The sequence below is a fragment of the Olleya sp. ITB9 genome, assembly GCF_001315805.1.
GTDB lineage: Bacteria > Bacteroidota > Bacteroidia > Flavobacteriales > Flavobacteriaceae > Olleya > Olleya sediminilitoris.
Window position 1 is genome coordinate 136018 of sequence record NZ_BCBW01000025.1, and the last position, 23300, is coordinate 159317.

15 protein-coding genes and 2 tRNA genes are annotated in these 23300 nt (G+C 30.5%); 4 read left to right on the top strand and 13 right to left on the bottom strand.

The window, feature by feature from the left end; translation table 11 throughout:
- Window positions 1-3: 3 nt before the first annotated feature.
- Window positions 4-3894: a type IX secretion system sortase PorU gene (gene porU / locus ITB9_RS07375; RefSeq protein ID WP_054851725.1), complete on the bottom strand. Its 3891-nt coding sequence runs from the start codon at window positions 3892-3894 to the stop codon at window positions 4-6.
- 274 nt (window positions 3895-4168) lie between these two features.
- On the opposite strand from porU, the gene gldJ reads away from it, so the two are divergent.
- Both gldJ and murF read left to right on the top strand, forming a co-directional pair.
- The gene (gldJ, locus tag ITB9_RS07380) at window positions 4169-5845 is read left to right on the top strand and encodes a gliding motility lipoprotein GldJ (RefSeq protein ID WP_054851739.1); all 1677 of its coding nucleotides are present in this window, start codon (window positions 4169-4171) and stop codon (window positions 5843-5845) included.
- 66 nt (window positions 5846-5911) lie between these two features.
- Entirely contained in the window at window positions 5912-7189 is a 1278-nt protein-coding gene (murF, locus tag ITB9_RS07385; RefSeq protein WP_054851726.1) for a UDP-N-acetylmuramoyl-tripeptide--D-alanyl-D-alanine ligase, read from the top strand.
- Window positions 7190-7226: 37 nt separating this feature from the next.
- Here murF and ITB9_RS07390 read toward each other — a convergent pair.
- Together ITB9_RS07390 and ITB9_RS07395 are read right to left on the bottom strand one after the other, a co-directional pair.
- Window positions 7227-7301 (bottom strand) — tRNA-Val (locus tag ITB9_RS07390).
- 84 nt (window positions 7302-7385) lie between these two features.
- Window positions 7386-7460 (bottom strand) — tRNA-Val (locus tag ITB9_RS07395).
- A 168-nt stretch (window positions 7461-7628) separates the two neighbouring features.
- Between ITB9_RS07395 and ITB9_RS07400 the strand changes: the two genes are divergently transcribed.
- Window positions 7629-9320: a hypothetical protein gene (locus tag ITB9_RS07400; RefSeq protein ID WP_054851727.1), complete on the top strand. Its 1692-nt coding sequence runs from the start codon at window positions 7629-7631 to the stop codon at window positions 9318-9320.
- 4 nt (window positions 9321-9324) lie between these two features.
- On the opposite strand, the gene ITB9_RS07405 is transcribed toward ITB9_RS07400, so the two are convergent.
- The 9 genes from ITB9_RS07405 to ITB9_RS07445 form a co-directional block, all read right to left on the bottom strand.
- Window positions 9325-11817: an Hsp70 family protein gene (locus ITB9_RS07405; protein WP_054851728.1), complete on the bottom strand. Its 2493-nt coding sequence runs from the start codon at window positions 11815-11817 to the stop codon at window positions 9325-9327.
- Between the two features lie 6 nt (window positions 11818-11823).
- Complete coding sequence (locus ITB9_RS07410; RefSeq protein ID WP_028289175.1) at window positions 11824-12117, bottom strand: hypothetical protein; 294 nt, start codon at window positions 12115-12117, stop codon at window positions 11824-11826.
- A 47-nt stretch (window positions 12118-12164) separates the two neighbouring features.
- Window positions 12165-13382, bottom strand: a complete 1218-nt coding sequence (locus ITB9_RS07415) for a folylpolyglutamate synthase/dihydrofolate synthase family protein (protein WP_054851729.1) — start codon at window positions 13380-13382, stop codon at window positions 12165-12167.
- A gap of 6 nt (window positions 13383-13388) precedes the next feature.
- Complete coding sequence (locus tag ITB9_RS07420; protein ID WP_054851730.1) at window positions 13389-14276, bottom strand: hypothetical protein; 888 nt, start codon at window positions 14274-14276, stop codon at window positions 13389-13391.
- 1 nt (window position 14277) lies between these two features.
- On the bottom strand, window positions 14278-14670 hold the full coding sequence (locus ITB9_RS07425; protein ID WP_028289172.1) for a biopolymer transporter ExbD: 393 nt from the start codon (window positions 14668-14670) through the stop codon (window positions 14278-14280).
- Between the two features lies 1 nt (window position 14671).
- Complete coding sequence (locus ITB9_RS07430; RefSeq protein ID WP_028289171.1) at window positions 14672-15373, bottom strand: MotA/TolQ/ExbB proton channel family protein; 702 nt, start codon at window positions 15371-15373, stop codon at window positions 14672-14674.
- A gap of 44 nt (window positions 15374-15417) precedes the next feature.
- Window positions 15418-16890 (bottom strand): sodium/proton antiporter NhaB, encoded by a 1473-nt coding sequence (gene nhaB, locus ITB9_RS07435; RefSeq protein ID WP_054851731.1) that lies wholly within the window; start codon window positions 16888-16890, stop codon window positions 15418-15420.
- Between the two features lie 12 nt (window positions 16891-16902).
- Window positions 16903-18129, bottom strand: coding sequence for a Glu/Leu/Phe/Val dehydrogenase dimerization domain-containing protein (locus ITB9_RS07440; protein WP_054851732.1), 1227 nt, complete (start codon window positions 18127-18129; stop codon window positions 16903-16905).
- Between the two features lie 220 nt (window positions 18130-18349).
- Window positions 18350-19420, bottom strand: a complete 1071-nt coding sequence (locus ITB9_RS07445) for an anhydro-N-acetylmuramic acid kinase (RefSeq protein WP_054851733.1) — start codon at window positions 19418-19420, stop codon at window positions 18350-18352.
- 93 nt (window positions 19421-19513) lie between these two features.
- Between ITB9_RS07445 and ITB9_RS07450 the strand changes: the two genes are divergently transcribed.
- On the top strand, window positions 19514-20656 hold the full coding sequence (locus ITB9_RS07450; RefSeq protein ID WP_054851734.1) for an acyl-CoA dehydrogenase: 1143 nt from the start codon (window positions 19514-19516) through the stop codon (window positions 20654-20656).
- 56 nt (window positions 20657-20712) lie between these two features.
- Here the strand turns inward: ITB9_RS07450 and ITB9_RS07455 are convergent, their stop codons facing one another.
- Window positions 20713-23148, bottom strand: a complete 2436-nt coding sequence (locus ITB9_RS07455; RefSeq protein ID WP_054851735.1) for a helix-turn-helix domain-containing protein — start codon at window positions 23146-23148, stop codon at window positions 20713-20715.
- Window positions 23149-23300: the final 152 nt, after the last annotated feature.

The following is a 23300-nucleotide window of genomic DNA, read 5'->3' on the forward strand; positions in this document are numbered from 1 at the left end:
TTATTAGAGGATTACAAGTTTCTCTATTTTTTCTACTGTTTTATTAGTGCTTTGTGAGTGCACTTTTAGCTTATAAATATAAGTCCCTTTTCCTATTTTATCTCCAAAATCATCGCGTCCATCCCATACAATATCTCGAGATGTAGATTTTATGTTTTTTCCTCCAGCTAAAGCTGTTTGTCCATTTAATGTTCTTACCAATTTACCTGACACAGTAAATATTTGTACTGAAATATCTAAAACTTCTGAACTATTATGACTAAACCAAAACTCGGTATAATTAACAAATGGATTTGGGTAATTTAGTACGTTATTTATGACCAAACTTTCATTTTCATTATAAACAACAAATTGTATTTCGGCTGTAGCCGAATTATTATACACATCCCAAGCTTTTAAATTTAGAGTATGCAAACCAGGCTCTAAATCTCTGAAAGGAAAATCTAAACTTCCCTTTGTATAATCATCAACATCTGTAAGGTAATAATCGTTTAACACATATGGATTAACTTCGTCTCCATCTAAAATAGCAACAATATCATGACCTATACCACTTGCAGTGTTTATTCCGTTATCGTCTTCAAATTTAGCTAAAAGTAAAGGCGATTCGTTTGTTATACCTCCTGAAACAAATGCTTCGTCATTCATGTATAACTGAATTGTTGGTCCAATATTGTCCTCTGCTGCATTTGGATTAATACCTCCAATCTTTAACGTTTCTACGCTTGCTCCTGTTTTATCTTCTAAAGAGTTTTCTTGAGTAGCGTAAAAACTAACCTTTCCGGTTCCTACAGGTATACCAATATCTTTCGGAACTATAAAATCAATTTCCCATTGTCCGTTAGTTACTGTAGCTTGACCTCTAAAAACTATAGAGCCTAAAGTTGTATAATTTAACTTAATTATTCCATTAGCATCAGTTGTATTGTCATTAGCTAATGTTTCACGTTCAATTTGCTTGTCATAAATAGTTGTTGTTAAAACACCATTATAATCTGTTAGTGTATTTCCGTTTACATCTACAACAACACCTTCTAATTTAGCATAACTTAAAGCTTGTAAGACATCTGTTTCTTGTGTTACTGATACATCATTAACTTTAGTTAATCTAATATCTGGCTGAGGAAAGGTAAGTTGCAAAGCAGGATCACCAATATAAAATGCTAAACTTTTTTGTGCATTTGAAAAATCAGGATCGTTTTTTGCTAATCTTAAAGCTTCGGCTATTGAAGGATATTCATAATCACTATAAGTATCATTAGTACTGTATGAAAACAAATACTCTTTTAATATTTTATTGAAGTCTTTACCTACAGTAACAAAAATTTGTCTAGTAGTGGTTATTAGACCAATGGAACCAGCATCTTTATTCCAATAAATAAATTCGCCAGCAGTAATCCTTAGTGGATTATCAAATCTTGTAAACTCACAGGTTACAGTTACAAACAGATTTAATTTACAATCATTATTCAAGGCTTCTGCATCTGTATTCTGAAAAATACGCTCAAAAGCCAAACCGTCTTCTCCACCATGACCAAAATAGTTAACCATAATTGCACCTCTCTCGATTGCGTTTGTCATAGCTTCTTTAACTTCAGGATAGCGATCTCCTCCAGCTGAAGCTTCTTGCTGATACGAATCCGAATGAATTTTTGTTACATTAATAAAAGGCTTAAATGCGGTTACCTCATCACCAATTTCATCTGTTGTTTCTTGCAAAGTAGCTTCCCAAGCCTCATCAACATCATCGGATACAACTACAAAATTGTTTCGCCAGCTACCTAAAGCCTCTTTGGAATAATACGTTTCAACCTTATCAACCATTTGACTTGCTCTTAAAGGTGTATCAGCCAAGACTCTTCCAACAGCTATATCCAATTTATTAGCGTTATTAAAGACATCTAAAGTTCCTTCGTTATCGTCAACATAAGCATAAAAGTCGTCAGATATAAATGAACTTGATAAATTAAAACTACTATAAGCATTCCAAGTTGGAAAATTATATGTATTGCTAGCAATACGACCCTTGTAATCAAAAGATGAATCACCAAAAATGCAAAGGTATTTTACTCGGTTTTCCGGAGTACTAGCATTATCGTACACGTACTTAACAAAATTACGTATACCAGCTATATCAGGATTACCAGAAGAAAACTCAGTATAAATTTCATCTAAAATGACAACTTTAACGTTTAAATTTTTCTTATCTCTATTAATCTGAGCTAATCGTTGGGCTTGACCTAAATGTGACCTTGTAGTTAACATTAAATAGTCAATGTCTTGAAAAACCCCTTGAGCATTCTGAAAAATTGTACCTTTTAAATTAATATTGTTAACACGACTATTTTGAGATAAAATAGGTTGAAAATAGTTTTGAGAACTAACAGTGACAAAGGTTTTTAAATCTCCCATTGGAGCATTAAAACTTAACACATTATCTTGATTAGTATTAGGTATTGTTTCAACATCATATATATTTGTTACATCCCAAACCTCTTGTACCTGAGCTGCATTAGATAAATTATAATTAGCAACACCTGTAGTGTTTACTGTAGTGGATTGATTTTTAAAATGAAATTGATTACCATTAAAAGTTAAACTTCTAGTAGCCTCAATACCAATATAATCTAAATATGCTGTTGCACTAGGATTACCTTGATTGTTATAATCCAGAGTCACATTAACATCATCACTAGTGACTAAAGTATTATCTTGAAAAGTTCCTCCTGTAACATATACTCCGTCAGCAGAATTAGTCTGAGACAACGCTATGTTACCAATTGAATTGGTATTTACACTTATACCAAAACTAGTAGCATTAGAAGACGTTGTTGCTGTAACAACCTTAATATTAATAGGATCTGAAGTGACTAAGTTTGGAAACTCAAAATTAAAACTTTGAGTGCTTTCAACACTAAAATTTTCTCCAAACCAGCGTCTACCTACAAAAATTATATTTGTTTCATCAACTTCATGAAACTTATAATCCTGAAAGGTATCAACCACGAGTGTTGCAGCTGTTGTTGGTTGTATAAAATTCTGGATTCGCTTACCCAATCCAGAACTAATATTTATGTAATAAACTGTTTTATTACTATATGGATTAATATTTGTATTGATATAAGAAACGTCTACATCTGCAGTTGGTCCTTGTGCATAGAATAATATATAATCTTCATTATTAAAAACACCATCATCTTCACCAATAACTTTTATTGCATTTTCTGTAGGATCAAAAGGAAAGTTAGCATTATTTGCAAAAGGCATCATTTTTCCACCATTACCAAAAATCTTTATTGTCCTTGGGTCAACAGCATCTGCATTAATACCCATTTGATTTAAAAAAGATTTAGAAATTTTAAAAACTCCAGAGCGCTCTACTTCAAACTTATACCAACTACCAGTGCTTAAAACTGAATTTGTAATGGTTTGTATGTTGCTAATACGATTTGAGATACCATTTGTGTTGTAACTATAATTAAATGACACTAATTTTTTATAAGTGCTCCCAACTTTAATAATAGGACTTAAAGTTAAAACAGCGTACTTAACGTCTCTAGCAATTGCATTTTTTAATGTTGCATTAATACTTGCAGGAATAGTATTTACATTTAAACTTTTTAAATCTGACTTGGAAATAGAAACAAATACAGGATTACTTATAATTAATGAATTTTCATTAACTAAGCCATTGGTTTTCCATTGTTCAACAAACTGAATACCCTTATCCAAATCAAACGAAAAATTTTTAGAAGGACTAAAGGAAGGTAAAGTTAATTTGTAACTATCCGCAGCAAATGTTTGAGGACTATTCCAAACTATGCTTACTTTTTTATCTTGAGAAAATAATGGCAGGCAGTTAAGCACAACCAACAGAAATAATATCTTTTTCATTGCAATACTAACGTCTAATTTTGTACGATATTATTTATTTCTTAATAATTTCATAAAAACAAGTCAAAATTACAATAATAAAATGAAAAAACGCACGTTATAATGTTTCAAAACAACGACAAAAAGTAATTTCTGTATCGTTGTAAAGTAAAAAAAATAGGATGAAGTGCAAAAAAAAATATTCAAAAAAGACATTTTTACTTGTTTTCTTGGGTTTAATTCTTATATTGCGTCTCCAAAAAATAACATTATTAGATTACTTAAACGTATTAATATGAAGAAAATAATTGTATCAAGGTTATTATTAACTGTAGCAGTTGCGTTAACCTTGGTTGGTTGTAAGAGGTCTGGAAGTGGCTCTAACACCTCTAGGGCTACAGGATGGCAAATTAATTCTAAAGACGGTGGGTTTCAATACAACACTAATTTTAAAGAGCAAGAAACTGCTCCTGGATTAGTATTTGTAGAAGGAGGAACTTTTACTATGGGAAGAGTACAAGACGATGTTATGCATGATTGGAATAACACTCCAAATCAACAACACGTTCAGTCTTTCTATATGGACGAAACTGAGGTTACAAACAAAATGTACCTTGAATATTTAGATTGGATTAAAAGAACTTATCCACCAGAAGAAGAAAACTTTAGAGCAATCTATAATGGTGTTTTACCAGATACACTAGTATGGAGAAACCGTTTAGGTTATAATGAAGTTATGACTGACAACTATTTGCGTCATCCAGGTTATGGAGAATATCCTGTGGTTGGTGTTAGTTGGATTCAAGCAGTTGAATTTGCTAACTGGAGAACAGATCGTGTAAACGAACTTTCTTTACAAAGAGATGGTTACCTTAAAGAAGGGAGTAATCTAGAAGCTACAGCAGACGCAAACTTTAGTACTGACACTTATATAAACTCGCCAAACCAATCTTTTGGAGGTAATGAAGATATTTTAAAAGGAGGAAATCTTAAGCCACAAACTAATGCTGCTGGTGACGAAATTAACGTTTATGCATCAAGAGAAACTGGATTAATTTCTCCTAAATACAGACTTCCTACTGAAACTGAATGGGAATATGCTGCTTTAGGATTATCTGAAATTAGAAGCTACAACGTTTATAGAGGTCGTAAAAAATACCCTTGGGATGGACAGTACACACGTTCTGGAAGTCGTAAAATAAAAGGAGATCAATTAGCAAACTTTAAACAAGGTAAAGGTGATTACGGTGGAATTGCAGGATGGTCTGACGATGGTGCAGATATTACTGGTCAAGTTAAATCTTATGCTCCAAATGATTACGGTCTTTACGATATGGCTGGTAACGTTGCAGAATGGGTTGCCGATGTTTACAGACCAATAGTTGATGACGAGTTTAATGACTTTAACTACTACAGAGGAAATGTTTATACTAAAAATGCAATAAATGACGATGGTACAGTAAAAATTGTTACTACTGATGAGATTGTATTTGATACTTTACCAAACGGAAAAGTAGTACCAAGAGATTTACCAGGTGAGATTGCTACACAACCTATTGATGAAGAAGAAACTTACTTAAGAACAAACTTTGACAGAAGTGATAACCGTAACTTTAGAGATGGTGACACACAATCTTCTAGATACTATGCAGATAGATTTGGTTATGATGAAGAAGAAACTTCTGAAGATGTATCTACTAGAAAAATGTACAATGCACCAAAGCATAACATCCAAATGGATTCTTCTGGAAACATGATTAGAGAGTATGACAAATCAAACAAACGTACTTCTTTAATTAATGATGAAGTTAGAGTTTACAAAGGTGGATCATGGAAAGATAGAGAGTACTGGTTAGATCCAGCACAAAGAAGATATTACCCACAAAACATGGCTACAGACTACATTGGTTTTAGATGTGCTATGTCTAGAGTAGGATCTAAATCTAAAGGTCAAAGAAAATCAAAAAACTAAAAACTATTTAGTTTAAATATTAAAAAGTCCTAACATTTGTTAGGACTTTTTTTATACTTTTATTTCATGAAAATAGATGAACTATACCAACTGTTTTTGGATTGTAAAGCAGTAAACACTGATACTAGAAACGTTGAAACTAATGATATGTTTTTCGCTTTAAGCGGAGAAAACTTTAATGGTAATACTTTTGCTAACGAAGCATTACAAAAAGGTGCTAAATACGCTATTATAGATGATGAAGATTATCATAGATCAGACAAGACTATATTAGTTTCAAACACGCTTATAACGCTTCAAAAGCTAGCAACCTACCATAGACAACAATTAGGTTTGAAAATTATTTCTTTAACGGGAAGCAATGGAAAAACAACAACTAAAGAACTTATTAATACTGTACTTAGCAAAAAGTATAAAACCACTGCTACAATTGGTAATTTAAATAATCATATTGGTGTACCTCTTACACTATTATCTATGACCAACACAACAGAAATTGGTATTGTAGAAATGGGAGCTAATCATAAAAAAGAAATTGAATTTTTATGTCAAATTGCTCAACCTGATTTTGGTTATATAACTAATTTTGGTAAAGCGCACTTAGAAGGATTTGGTGGTGTTGAAGGAGTAATTGAAGGTAAAAGTGAATTATATGACTACTTAACTTCTAACAACAAAACTATATTTTTTAATGCCGATGATAATATTCAAAAAGAGAAACTAAGTCAGTATAAAAACAGTAAAGGATATAGCCAAAAAGATACTGATTATTATTTAATAAATTTATTAAAAGCAAATCCCTTTGTAAATTTTAAGGCTGAAAACACAACCATACAATCAAATTTAATAGGTGACTATAATATTACTAACCTAAGTGTTGCAACACTAATAGGAAAGTATTTTGATGTTTCAATTAATGATATTAAAGCTGCAATTCAAGATTATGTACCAACAAACAACAGGTCACAAATTATAAAAAAGGATACTAATACTATTATAATGGATGCCTACAATGCAAATCCATCAAGTATGGAAGTTGCGTTACAAAATCTAAATAATCAAAATGAAAAAAATAAAATTGCTATTTTAGGAGATATGTTTGAATTAGGCGCCTCTGCAGATACCGAGCATCAAAATATAGCAAACCTAGCAAATCACTTAAATATAGATGAAGTTATACTTATTGGAGAAAACTTTATAAAAACTAAAACTGAAAATAATAAGGTAAAACAATATCGCTCTTTTGAAGATTTTAAAACCCATTATAAACCTATTACAAACAGTTATGTTTTAATTAAAGGTTCTAGAGGAATGGCTTTAGAAAGAGTTTTAAAACTATTATAAATATAAAAATCCGAAACAAAAGTTTCGGATTTTTTTGTGGGCGACAAGGGATTCGAACCCCTGACCCCTTGGGTGTAAACCAAGTGCTCTGAACCAACTGAGCTAGTCGCCCTAAATATTTAGATGAAAATATACATTACTTTTATATATCACCAAATTTAAAATAAAAATCCGAAACGGGGTTTCGGAGATTTTGTGGGCGCGAAGGGATTCGAACCCCTGACCCCTTGGGTGTAAACCAAGTGCTCTGAACCAACTGAGCTACGCGCCCTAAATATTAGGTGTGCAAATATACATTACTTTTTGATTTCTCAAAACCTTTTATTCAAAAAAAATAACTTTTTTTTCGAATAAAAAATTAACTCATTAATATATAGTTAATAACAAAACTAAAAATTATAAATAATTTAATATTTTTGAATTCAAATAGCTACTCAATTTGAACTACATATCCATTATAGACCAACTAAATTTAGATATTGAGGCAATATCAGACTTAGATAATAATAAAATAATACGATTACAAAAGCAATTAAAAGCTAAAGCTGTCTTGGAAAACAGCAGTAATTTAGGTCAATTAGCTTCTATGATAGATGAGCTAAAAGACGAAACGATTAGAAAACATCACATTTTTGTAGAAAAACACCAATGGTTAAAGCAAATAATAACTGGTGACTATAGTAACATTCCTCAGAGTTCAATTAAAATACATCATGAGTCCATTGCTAATAATGATAGTTTAAAACAATTTTTAGCGCCTTATTTAAAAGCACACATTAAATCTTTTTTAGCTGAAACCTTAAATAAAGGAAAATATATACTACTAATTAATATTGTTCTAAGTCAAAGACTTTTCACCGAAGAAATAGAGCAAATGATTATTAGCTTTTTTAGTTCTAAACTAAACTATGCTAAAGTTTATATGGAAGAAGGAAAATTAGAAGACAAACATTATCCTGTTGCTTATATCACAAATCGTAATTTTATTAAGTGCTTAAGTCAATATCCAAATTCATTTGAAGATGATATAAACGAGTTGAATTCAGTTGTAATTGATATCTATAATTCTAAAAGAAAAAACACTAACAATTCTACTTTTATCTTTACTGCTAAAGCTATGGTCGCTTTTGGAGAGTTAGAAATTTCTAACTACATGCTAAAAGATGTTTTAATATCAAATGCAGCAACAGCTAAACCTTACGCATTCAAAACTGGAAAATCTCAAAAAACAAAATCAGGAACAGGTGTTGGAATATGGAGCATTATAGTGTTTTTAATTTTAATGGTTAGAATAGCAACTAAAGTTTTTAGAAGTGATAGCAGTAGTCCTTCTAACTATTATGATCAATATGATAGAATTAATATTGGTAACACAAACGAAAACAATAAAAATATTTTAGAGGCTATTCGTAAAATTCAAGAAAAAAAACAATTAGAGCAGCAAACTTTAGGTTCAAATAATTTTAAAAATAACAATATAGAAGAAACCGTAATCTTAAAAAATAACAACACTATTAAAACTATAACATTACCAAACATATATGGTAATAGGTATAAATCAAAAAATCATATAAGATTTATTTACAGCTTAAAGCTGAAAACAAAACGAGAAGATCAAGAAAAAAATCCAAAACCAACCACACCTATAACTGCATTTACAAATGCCTATCCAAAAACATTTAACACTATTGAATCTTCAGAAAATAGAGTAAATAATTATAGTTTACTTAAAAACAATACTAATAAAGATCTTGTTGTTTTTAGGCTAACCCAAGGTATAGATCAAACTATCTATATACCTAATGAAGAAACAAGGTATATCAATATTAAACAAGGAGACTCGTTATTATTTTATACAGGTCAATATTTTTCTCCTGGACGATTCTCTCATTTTAAAACACAAACTGAGCTATCTAAATTATACAAAGTAAAAACATTTGAAACCGGAACAAATACAGAAATTAACATTTTACCTTTTAGTCAAGAAGTAAAATTTAATAAAGATTTTAAGACTAATAAAACAACTATTGACACTTTTTTACGTGATCATATTAAAACCAATAAGCTAGAACTTGAGGCCTTAAATATTGATTACATATATACAAAATGGTATAAAAATAAATACAACTAAATAGTTATCTTAAACCTGTTTTACTATCATCTTTAAATTGTTTTTGCTTCTCTTTTTCTCTATCTGGCAGTAAAGCATATAATGCATAAACAATATGTTTTAAAGATTTATAATCTTTACGCTCAATAGCTTCATCACCTTGCTTCATTAACTTATCTGCTTTTTTAGTATCAGTAAATCCTGAAGTGTATTTTAGACCAAAAAAATAGGATATAAAATTCTCATCACTAGACTGGATAATTGAATTAAACAATACGTCTAATTCTTTTATTTTAGCTCTAATTAAATATTTATCACCAGAATTAATGACTTCTTTTTCGTTAGCAATAACCTTTAGATATTTAGGTCTGTATTTTTCGTTTTCTTCTTTATTAACTTCCCATTCTAAACTATATTTAGAAATGTTATACTCTTCAATTTCTAGAGCTATAACCTTGTTTCTAGTTAGCGTATCAAAGGTTTGTATAAGCTTACGCTTTTGATCGTCTAATTGATATTTTTTATCAGAAACATCATCATCATTTAATAACGTTGTTTCAATCTGAATTTCAATTAAACCAACTCTTAATTGTTCTAACTTATTAGAATACTCAAAATTTTCTTCTTCAACTTGTTCTTTGATAAGGTATTCTACATCAGATAAAACAGCATTAATTTCCATGTTTATTTTAGAAATACTTATAGTGCGTTCTGACTGGCTAAAAACATTTTTAAATTCTTGATCACAAGCTTGCAAATAGACATTTATTTTTAAATCTCTAGACTCTGTAATCTCTAATTCTATTTCTATATCAGTTCCTTTTATTAAATCTTCTTCAAGGTCTTTTCCAGAAAACTCGATATAACCAATGCTTAAACCAGAACTTGGTAAACCTTTGGATTGCCCTTCAACAATATTAATTATTAGATTAGCATCAGAATCTTTTAATATGGTTTTTGATGCTGTTTTATATATTTTTTTCTTTAGTGGAAGAATACTTCCTTTTCTAAAAATCTGTTCTAATCTAGTAACCGAAGCATCAATATCATCAATTTCCATACAAATATCTATAGGTAGCGGTTGACCTAAAACGTTATAACTTCCTTGATTTATAGCTATTGTATTGATGGTTTTTAAAGGATTTAACTGTTGATCTAAAACCTGTATTTTAAATTGGTTTAATTGTCCTTTTAAAAGCGGTACAAACTCGGCAAAGCCACCATTTTCAATTATTTTTATTCCAGAATCATAACCACCATCCGTTCTTGTTACTCTATATTTTAAATCTGTCCCAGAAACTTTACATGTGATTAACTCTTCTAAATCTCTAGTGTTTTGCTCATAAAAAATCTGAGTGTCAATACTACTCTCCTCTTCTACTACAATAGTTTCTTCAGTTACAATAGTTGTAGGTTTAGATCCAGCAAAGTAAGCTGCTCCATCTACAACTGCAGATGTTGGATCTATACTAGAATCTACTAAAATACCAGTTTCTTCTTTAATGCGTTGTTTAATTAAAGGCACATAAGTACTACCTCCAATTAATATTAAACGTTCTATTTGTGAGTTTAATAATTGATTTTGAGAAATTACTTTTTTAATAAACGTAATGGTTTGCTCAACCTTAGGAGTAATAACAGCTTCAAACTCTGCTCTAGTTATTATAATCTGTTCAAATATATTATCATCCTTAATATCAATATCAATATCTATCTCTATTTCTGTTTCAGGATAAACAGATAATTCTTTTTTAGCTTCTTCAGCTTTTTTAAGCAACTCAAAATACAAGCCTTTATATTGACTTGATTTAGATTTAATATCTTTCCAAAGGTTAGTAATATTAGCGTTGGCCTCAATTTTTGGAACAATTATTTTTTCGACTATAAGATTATCAAAATCTGCTCCTCCTAAAAAATTATCACCTTCATTATCTATAACCTTCAATTCTCTGTCATTGACTTCAACTAAAGCCACATCAAAAGTTCCTCCACCAAAATCATAAACAATCCAATTTTTAGATGTTTCTATATCCAAATTAGACTGATTTGCAAAAGCTAAACATGCTGCAATAGGTTCTTGCAACAAAACAACTTCTTTAAAACCTGCTAAATAACCTGCTTTTTTAGTTGCGTTAGATTGTATCGTATCAAAAGATGCTGGAATTGTTATTACAGCAGTTTGTAGTTGATCCGTATCTGTAACAAAGTTTTTTAATTCTTTTAAAATTAAAGAAGATAAGTCTATTGGAGACATTTCTTTGTTAATAGACGGTATAAAATAAGTTTCTTGTGTACCCATTTTACGTTTAAAAAGCATGCAAACATTTTCTGCATCCTTCTCTAAATAATCTAAAGCTTTATCTCCAATAATTGTGCGATTACCTCTAAAAGCAACACATGAAGGTAAAGTTTGTTTTAAACCTAAAGGGTTATTATATATTTTAACAGCACCATTATTATAATTAGCAATTAAGCTGTTTGTGGTACCTAAATCAATAGCTAAGTTAATGGTCTTCATTGGGTGTTATTCTACAATTACAATTCCTTTTTGTACTAAACTATTTTGGTTATCAGTTTTTTTATAAACTATAGGTTTTAGCACTTTAACAATTTTCATTTGTCCATTAAAATCACCAGTAATATTGGCTTCAACGTCAGTCATTTCGTTTCGGTATGTTTGACCAATTGGATTAATAATATGGTAACCCAAAGTTTCAAATTCATGATTAATCCTATCAATATTTCTATTGAAAACTGTTAAATTTTCTTTATTACTTTTTAATTGAATAGAAAACACTTGATTGATTATCTCTAACATTTTTTATGATGAATTAAATGAAAGTGTAAGATACAATTTATATGAAATTAAACCACTTCGGCAACCACAAAAGTACTTCCTCCAATATAAATTACGTCATCAACCGAAGCTGTATTTAATGCTGTATTGTATGCTTCTTCTACAGAAGCGTAAGGCTTACCACTAAATCCATTATCCAAAAAAGATTGCATTAACACACTAGCATCCAAACCTCTTGGGACGTTTGGCTTGCAAAAATAATATGTTGCGTGTTTTGGTAATAAAGGCAAAATGGAAACCAAATCTTTGTCATTAACCACTCCAAATACAACATGAAGATTAGAGTATTTTTCTTGTAATAACTGCTGCATTGCTAAAGTTAAACCTTCTTTATTATGAGCCGTATCACAAATAACTTTAGGAGCTGTATTTAATGTCTGCCAACGTCCTTTTAAACCTGTATTTTTTACCGAATGAAGTAATCCGTTAACAATGTTATCTTCAGATATTTTATATCCTTTTTTATTTAGTAGGTTTACGGTTTGTACAACACCTTTTATATTCTTGGATTGATAGCTTCCTTTTAAATCTGTTGTAAACGTTTTGGTAATTAATTGATCTGCAAAATAGATTGGACTGCTATTTTTTTCCGCGAAAGCGTTAAAAACATCTTGAGTTTCTGGTTGTGTTTCGCTAATAACAACAGGGATATTTGATTTTATAATACCTGCTTTTTCTGAAGCTATTAAACTTAAAGTATCACCCAAAAACTGCACATGATCTAATCCTATATTAGTTATTAATGAGACCTCAGGAATAATAATATTTGTTGAATCTAAACGACCTCCTAAACCGACTTCAATAACTGCAAAATCAACTTTTTGTTTTGCAAAATAGTCAAAAGCCATACCTACTGTCATTTCAAAAAAAGACAATGAATTATCTTCAAAAAAAGATTTGTTTTCTTCTATAAAATCAATAACAAATTGCTTGCTAACTTCTTTGCCATTAATTTTAATGCGCTCTCTAAAATCTTTTAAATGTGGTGAAGTATATAATCCAACTTTATAACCAGCTTCCTGAAGTACAGATGCTAACAGGTGACTACTAGAGCCTTTACCATTAGTACCAGCTACATGTAAAGATTTAAACTTATGTTGTGGATTATTAAGGTGATTAGCTAAATTAATAGTGTTAGATAAGTCTTTTTTAAATGCTGTTTGACCTTGCTTTTGATACATTGGAAGTTGAGAAAACATCCAATTTACAGTCTCTAAATAAGTCATGATAGTTTATTGACCTAATTTAAAATTGATACTTACAAATCCTATTTGACGTTCTGGAGCATTACTGTCTGGAGCCCATTTATGAGTTAATGCTATTTTACGAGCAGGTTCTAATAAACAAGCAGCAGTGTTTTTGGTTCCTTTAACTCCTGGAACTGCTTTTACTACTTTACCGGAACGGTCAACTTCAATTTGCACTACTACAAGTCCAGACTCGTTACAGTCCTGAACAATAGTGTTAAATCTAGGCTTACCTCTTCCATTTAAACCATAACCTACACCATTACCACTTCCTTTTCCTGTACCATCACCAAATTTACTTGGTCCATAAGAGTTACCTGATCCTGAACCATTTCCTGGTCCATTTCCTGGACCGTTATTATTAGAATCAGATGCATTTTCTGAATTACTAATTCCGTTAATTAAAGCGTCATTAGCTTTTCTAATCTCATCTTGTCTCTTTTTTTCTGCAGCTTCTGCAGCAGCTTTAGCTGCTTTTGCAGCTTGTTCTTTAGCTAATTGGTCTGCTTTAGCTTTGGCTATAGCATCGTTTTCCTTTTTAGCTTGTTCTTGCTGTTTTTTAATTGCAACAGCGTCTTCATCTTCTTGTGTAATGACGTCTTCTTTTGACGTTGGTGCAGCAGCAGCTTCCTGTTGCTGTACTTCTTCTTGAGGTTTAGTCTCTTCTGGTTGTGTTTTAGTTGGTGCAGCTGCTTGAGCTGGCGCACCTCCTCCACCTCCAGAAGAACCTCCAAAGTTAATGGCAACACCATATTCTTCTGGTGGATCCATATAATTTTGACCAACTACAAATAGAAGCAATAGTAATATCAACATAATTAATGCTGTTATTTTTGCTGAGTTCTTTTCGTGTTTGGTTTTTAAATATTTCATCTTATTGTGCTTTTACTGCCAATGACGATTTGATTTTATTTCGGTTTGCAATATCCATGATAAACACGACATGTTGCATTTCTACACTTTCATCTGATCTTATAGTAATAGTTGGAGAGTCTACATTACCAACTTTTGCTAGTACTTCTGCTTCTAATTTATCTTTAGATACTTGCTTCATATCTACATAATAGTTAACGTTTTTATCAACGCTTACAGATACGTTTTTAGTCTGTGTGGTTTTGCTTGATGATTTAGGTAATAATAAATCAATAGCTTCTGCCGAGACTAAAGTTGATGCAATCATAAAAAAGATAAGCAGTAAGAACACGATGTCTGTCATAGACGACATGTTAAATTCTGGTGTTACTTTATTTCTTCCTCTTAAACGCATATTAACTAGGTTCGTTTAATAAATCTAAAAATTCAAGCGAGTTAGCTTCCATTTGATATACAACTTTATCTGTTTTAACAACTAAATGGTTGTATGCAATGTAAGCTACAATACCTACAATTAAACCACCAACAGTTGTTGTCATTGCTGTATATAAACCATCTGCTAGTGTCTTTATGTCTATAGAACCACCAGAATTAGCAATTTCAAAAATAGATAAAATCATACCTATTACTGTCCCAAGGAAACCAATCATTGGTGCAGCTCCAGATATAGTTGCTAGTACACTTACATTTTTTTCTAAACTATAAATTTCTAGTCGTCCTGCATTTTCAATAGCTGTATTAATATCGTCTAAAGGTTTTCCAATTCTAGAAACCCCTTTGCTAATTAATCTAGATACAGGTGAATCTACAGTTGTGCATAAATTTTGAGCTGACTCGATTTTACCATTACTAACGTAATCTTTAATTTGATTCATAAAATTAGAATCAATTTTTGAAGCATCCTTTATAGCAAAGATTCTTTCAAAATAAATGTAAACTGCCATGACTAATAACACAAATAGTAATGCGATAATAATCATACCTGCAGTACCACCTGTTGTTATTAACTCGATTATTGATAATGTTTTTTCAACTGGTTCTCCTTCTGTTAATGGATCTACCGCTTGAGCAGTGTCTTGAATTAATGTGCTTATCATATTATGTTTTTACTTAAATATCTAACGCTAATCTTTTAATTAAATTATACTAAAACAATTTTTACCATTATATAACCTAACACACCTAATACAATTGTATATGGTAATGCCATTTTTACCATTTTACCGTAAGATAAATTGATTAATGGTGCTAATGCTGAAGTTAATAAAAATAAGAATGCTGCTTGACCGTTTGGCGTTGCTACACTTGGTAGATTTGTACCTGTGTTAATAGCAATTGCTAATTTTTCGAAATGCTCTCTATCAATTGCTCCACTTTTAAATGCTTCTTGAACTTCTCCTATATATACCGTTGCAACAAATACATTATCACTAATTGCAGACAGGAAACCGTTAGCTAAATAAAATAAACCTGGTTGTGCAGCTGGATCTTGTTTTAAAGCCCAATTAATAATAGGACTAAATAAATGTTGGTCATGTATCATGGCTACAATTACAAAAAACACAACAAGCAGACCTGTAAATGGTAATGCTTCTTCAAAAGCATGTCCTAATTGGTGCTCATCAATAATACCCATAAATGCAGTTTGGAAAATAATTAAAGCTAATCCAATAAATCCAACAGGAGCGATATGTAATGCTAATCCCATGATTAATAATACAGCTGCTACACCTTGAACTATAAGTGCATATTTTTGCTTATCTGTTCTGTTTCTGTCTTCTTCAATTGTATAATTTTCGATAATTCCAGCTACAACAGGAGGTAATTTTTCACCAAAACCAAAAGATCCTGTTAGCTCTAATATTATAGTTGTTAATAAACCAGCAATTAATACAGGAATAGTTATTGGAGCCATTTGAATGAAAAACTCAATAAAGTCCCATCCTAATCTTTCTCCAATCAATAAGTTTTGAGGCTCACCAACCAAAGTACAAACACCACCTAAAGCTGTACCTACAACTCCATGCATGATTAAACTTCTTAAAAAACTTCTAAATTGTTCTAGAGTTTCTCCACTTAATTCTTCTCTATCTTTTACTCCACTTGAGTCATAATCTGCTTCACTAGAATGAATTTTGTGATAAACACCATAAAACCCAACAGCTACACTAATTAATACTGCTGTTACTGTTAAAGCATCTAAAAAGGCTGATAAAACTGCTGATAGAAATACAAATAATAGAGATAAAACTACTTTAGATTTTATTTTAGTAAATACTTTACTAAAGATAAACATCAGTAATGGCTTCATGAAATAAATACCAGCTACCATGAATACTAAAAGTAGGATTACTTCTAAATTTTGATCAACTTCATGATACGCATTTTCAGGAGATGTTAACCCTAAAGCAATAACCTCTATTGCTAATAATCCACCAGATTGTAATGGATAACATTTTAATGCCATAGCTAGAGTAAAAATAAACTCAGCAATAAAAAGCCATGAAGTCACAGTTTTTCCTAATACGAAAAAAGAAAAAATGTTAAAAATTAAAAAACTAATCATGGTTAGTTTAAACCATTTTGGGCTATTCCCTAAAAAATTCTTGAACATATTAATTATATTTTAAATAAGTTGTTTTAGTGCTATTTCAAAAGCAGTTTTGCTAATTTCTTTTTTAGAAGTATTTTTAGCATGTACGTTTTGTATAGCTTTTTTGATAATATTAGAAGTATCATTAAAGATAGCTTCATCTGTCATTTGTACTTTACGTTCCATAAAGTAGGCAAATACACGAGCCATACCACAGTTTGAAATAAAATCTGGTATAAGACTTACACGCTCATCGGTTTGTTCCATAATTGATCCAAAGAAAATTTCTTTATCAGCAAAAGGTACATTTGCACCACATGATACAACTTCTAAACCTGTGTTTATCATTTGATCTATTTGATCTTGTGTTATTAATCTTGAGGCTGCACAAGGTGCAAAAATTTCGGTTTCTAATGACCAAACACGCTCATTCATTTCGGCAAAAGGAATCATATTATCTGTTGATAATGTGTTTCCGTTTTTAGTTAAGAAGAAATCTTTTATGTCTTCAAAAGAAAATCCGTCTTCATTAATAACTCCTCCAGAGATATCAATAATACCAACTACTTTTGCTCCCATTTGAGCTAAGTAATAAGCTGCTGCAGATCCAACGTTTCCAAAACCTTGTACAACTGCACGTTTTCCTTTTACACTTCCTCCATAAATATCATAATAATGTTTTACAGCTTCTGCAACACCATAACCTGTAATCATGTCTGCTACAGTATATTTTTTTGCAACATCTGGAGAAAAATTAGTGTTTTCTAACACTTTTATAACACCTTGACGTAATTGTCCGATACGGTTTATTTTATCTGCTTCTGTTGGTTTAAAGTGTCCGTTAAAAACACCTTCTTGTGGATGCCAAACTCCAGATTCTTCTGTAATTGGAATTACTTCATGTATTTCGTCTACATTTAAGTCTCCTCCAGTACCATAATAACTTTTAAGTAATGGTGATACTGCTTTATACCAACGCTCTAAAACGCCTTTTTTTCTTGGGTCTTTTGGATCAAAATTTATTCCTGATTTTGCACCTCCAATTGCTGGTCCTGAAACAGTAAATTTAACTTCCATTGTTTTTGCTAAAGACAACACTTCATTCATGTCTAATCCTTTGCGCATTCTGGTTCCTCCTCCTGCTGCTCCACCTCTTAGCGAGTTTATTACAGTCCATCCTTCTGCTTCAGTTTCGGAATCTTTCCAGTTAAATATAATTTCTGGTTCTTTATTTTCGTAAATTTTTAATAAGTCTTTCATTATTGATTTTGGTTTCAACTTTAATATTTTCTTTTAAATCGGAGAATAATATTAAGGTAGCTAAAGTTGATTCATCTTAAGAAGTATTAGATTTTATTAGTTCAACAAATATAAAAAAACAAAAAATGCATTTTAATAGTTAAACCATTTTTATTATGATAATTTAATGTTAACATTTTAGGGCTTCTGAGCTCTAAACACATAGCATAACTAATGATAATTATGGATTGATTTTATAAATATTACCTGAGGAGTGGTCTTTTGAAGCTCCTGTTACGGATTTTAAACAATTATTTTGATTTAACAAGCGTAATACACCAAGAAAGGCAAAAATTAAGGCTTCCTTAAACTCTATTATTTTTGTTGAAGGTATAACAATTTTATTTGATGTTAATACTTGAATTTCTTCTATTAAAAACGAATTAAAAACACCACCTCCTGTTGTTAATACCGATGCTTTATCTGTTTGGTTTATTATTGCTGCTATTTGTTGTGCACAGTGTTTAACGTAGGTGTGCAAAATGTCTTCAGTCTTTAAATTATAACTATCTATTAACGGAAAAATGTTTGTCTTTACCCATTCCAATCCTAAAGATTTTGGATGCTTTTGTGCATAAAATGGTAAGTCATTTAACTGTTCTAACAGAGGTTGACAAATGTTTCCGTTTCTGGCAATGCTTCCTTTGTTGTCAAAACTTAAACCTAAACTGTTGACGTATTTATTAAGTACTATATTTACTGGACAAATATCAAATGCTATGCGTTGGTTTTCTGCTTGACAGGAAATATTAGCAAATCCACCCAAATTTAAACACCAAGTGTATTGATTAAATAATAATTGATCACCAATAGGTACCAAAGGAGCACCTTGACCTCCTAACTTAACATCCTGAACTCTAAAATCACACACAACATTTTGCTTAATTAATGTTGCTAACTTAGGTAAGTTTCCTATTTGTAACGTATATCCTAAATCCGGTTGATGCAAGGCTGTATGACCATGAGAGCATACTGCATCTATAGTTTTTATGTTATTTTCTTGAATAAATTGATTAATTATGTTAGCTAAATATGCAGTATATTCTTGATCTAAACTGTCTAATTTTGAATGATCTAAATCTGTTAAGCCTTTTAGTCTATTAGTCCAATCTTGAGAATAAGCAATGGTTGTTGCTTTATTGATTTTGAAGCTCCAGTCGGTTTCTTTTTTAAATGAAATTAAAGCTAGATCTATACCATCTAAAGAGGTACCAGACATCACACCAATTACGCAAAACTTGTCTTTAATCATATCCTGTAAAAATAACTATATCGATTGAAAAAATGCTAATAAAAACTTATCTTTGCGTACAATTTTTATTAAATCAACAATCTTATATAAATTATGGATTTTAGCCTAACTGAAGAACATATCATGATTCGCGATGCAGCTCGCGATTTTGCACAAACAGAATTATTACCAGGAGTTATCGAGCGTGATAACGCACAAACGTTTCCGGACGAATTAGTACGAAAAATGGGAGCTCTAGGTTTTATGGGAATTATGGTAGACCCTAAGTATGGAGGAAGTGGTATGGATGCTATTTCTTACGTATTAATTATGGAAGAATTATCAAAAATTGATGCCTCAGCTTCTGTAATGGTGTCAGTTAATAACTCTTTAGTTTGCTATGGTCTTGAAGCTTTTGGTTCAGAAGAACAAAAACAAAAGTATTTAACAAAATTAGCTTCAGGAGAATCTATAGGAGCATTTTGTTTAAGTGAACCTGAAGCTGGTAGTGATGCAACATCACAAAAAACTACTGCTATTGATAAAGGTGATCACTATATTATTAATGGTACAAAAAACTGGATTACTAATGGTGGACGTAGTGATGTATACTTAGTAATTGCACAAACAGATAGGGAAAAAGGACATAAAGGTATTAATGCTTTTATTGTTGAAAAAGGAACTCCTGGTTTTGACATTGGACCTAAAGAAGATAAATTAGGAATTAGAGGAAGTGATACACATACTTTACAATTTAACGACGTTAAAGTACCAAAAGAAAACCGTATTGGTGAAGATGGATTTGGATTTAAATTTGCAATGAAAACTTTATCTGGTGGGCGTATTGGTATTGCTGCACAAGCTTTAGGTATTGCATCTGGTGCATATGAGTTAGCATTAAAATACAGTAAAGAGCGTAAAGCTTTTGGTACAGAAATTTGTAACCATCAAGCTATTGCATTTAAATTAGCTGATATGTATACTGAAATTGAAGCTGCACGTATGTTAGTCATGAAAGCTGCTTGGGATAAAGACCAAGGTAACAACTATGACATGTCTAGTGCTATGGCTAAATTATATGCTAGTAAAGTTGCAATGGAACAAACGGTTGAAGCTGTGCAAATACATGGTGGAAATGGTTTTGTAAAAGAATACCATGTAGAGCGTTTAATGCGTGATGCAAAAATCACACAGATTTATGAAGGTACTTCTGAAATACAAAAAATAGTGATTTCTAGAGGTGTTATTAAAGGGTAATCTTTAATTATAACTAGAAAACTAAAAAGGCTTTAAATTAAATTTAAAGCCTTTTTTTATTTTGAAATTTCGTCTAAAACTAATCTTATTTCTCCATAAGTATACTTATCATCAATTTGATGTTTTAAATCGGATAGATTCTCAAATTTATGCTTTGGTATAATGGCTTTAAGTTCTTTATAATGTTTTTCTGATATTAAATCAGTTATTTTAACCTCACCTGTTGCTATAAAGCTAGCCAAATGACCAATTATAGTATTAACATTTAAATCACGCTCAAAAGCAATTTGCTCGACTGATTTACCAGCTTTAAAAAGCTGTAAAGAAGTCAACATTGTATCTCCTTTTTTTCTTTTAGGTTTTGGTTTGTCAAAGACTTCAATAGCTTTTGAAGTTTCTATATCATTTTCATTACAATAATCAATAATAACTTTTAGTATTTCTTTTCCGTATTTTTCAACTCTAGTTTTTCCAAAACCATTAACATTAAGTAACTCTGTTTTATTAGTTGGTAGGGTTTCACACATTTCGTATAATGACTTTTGAGTAAAAATTTGAAAATGTATTAAATCTTCTCTCTCAGCTATTGTGTTTCTTAATTCTCTTAAAAGCTCAAATAACTCGACATTGGTAGTTCCATCAATAACAGATGTTCTTGATTTTTTTGGTTTTTCTTTAGTTAAGAAAACAGACTTAGCTCGTAATTCCAAGAATGTGTTTACTTTGAAGCCTTTATTAAAATTTGAAAAATAAAGCGTTTTGATAGCAATTAACTCTTCAACCGTATCTAATTGTTTATTAAAATCTTTTTCTAAATTTTTATTATCAGTTGAAAAATTAAATGTTTTATAGGTATCTATAATCTTAGAATCTGTTTGTGATTTAAAATAATTAATAGCTTTAATAAATCTTTCTTGGATTTGATCGTTTGATTCTGGAAGTAAAGCCTTAGAGGTTAACTCAGACAATTGAGCTTTAAAACCATTTGCGACTTTTAATAAAGAAGCAACAGTATCCTTAATAGTTATTAAAGGAGCTTCTATATTACCTTGAAAACTTCCAATGTTTTTATAGTAAATATCTAAAATTCGATTAACAGGATATAAAAATTTGTAAAAATTGAAAATCTCAGAAATTAAACCTAATTGATAACTAGATTTAGATTGATTTAAAATTAACTCTGTAGGCTGATTAGCTTCAGCTTCTTTGTTAAATTGAATTACGTTATTATCACTAATAATTTGGTTAGAAGTAATTTTACTTTTTAGTACCAAGCCTTCTAATGACTTACATCTACTTAAAGCAACATAAGTCTGACCATGTGCAAAAGCTCCTTCGGCATCAATGATAGCTTTATCAAAAGTTAAACCTTGACTTTTATGTATAGTAATTGACCAAGCTAAACGTAATGGCATTTGGGTATAAGAACCTATTTTGTTTTCGGTAATTGCTTTAGTTTCTGGATCTACATTATAATTAATGTTATCCCAAACTTCAGGTTTTGTAATTATATTAAATTCATCATCAGGACATTTAATGACAACTTCATCCTTATCTAATAATATAACTTTACCTATTTTACCATTAAAGTAACGTTTTTCGATTGAGCTATCATTTTTAACAAACATGACTTGAGCTCCGACCTTTAAAACTAATTTATCTTTATTAGGATAAGAGAATTCAGGAAACTTACCTTCTATTTTAGCATTATAGGTTTTTTCTTTTCCTTTTAAATTAGCTAAAGCTGAATTATTAACTTGTTCAGCTTTGTTATTATGTGTTGTTAATGAAATATAACCATCATTATCAGATGGTATAAAATTAGGATTGTAACGTTTATTTAATTCGTCAGTTGAAGCTTTTGATAAAGTATTAGTCCTTATTTCATTTAAGATATCAATAAACTTAGGATTATCTTGTCTATAAATATGTTTTAGTTCAACAGAAATTGGTTGACATCCTTGATAAGCATAACTACTAAAGAAAAAAGGATTTTTATAAAATTGTTTTAATAAATGCCAATCATTGTCTTTTACAACAGGAGATAATTGTTGTAAATCTCCTATCATTAAAACTTGTACACCTCCAAATACAACTTTTCTATCTCTAAACCGTCTTAAGGTTTTATCAATTCCATCAAGAAGATCAGCTCTAACCATACTAATTTCATCAATTATTAATAAATCCATAGACTTAATAATATTGATTTTAGTTTTACTAAACTTTCTTTTAAAACCTGAAGGGGTATTTAAATCATCATTAGGTAATATAGGTCCAAAAGGTAATTGAAAAAATGAATAAATAGTAACACCTTTAGCATTTATTGCTGCAACACCTGTTGGGGCAACAATCACTATTCTTTTTAATGAATCACGTTTTAATTTATGAAGAAAAGTTGTTTTACCAGTACCAGCTTTTCCTGTTAGAAAAATATTTCTATCAGTATTATTAACAAAATTATTAGCTAGAATTAAGTCTTTATTGATTTCCATTGAAGATTAATAATGTAGGGTAATATAAATAATGCTATTCTATAAATAAAGAGATACACACTAAATTATAATCAGACAAGTAAAAAAAACACACTAAAAAAGAGTTCTTAATATATTAAACCTAGTTATCCGACTCTTCCCATAAAGTATAC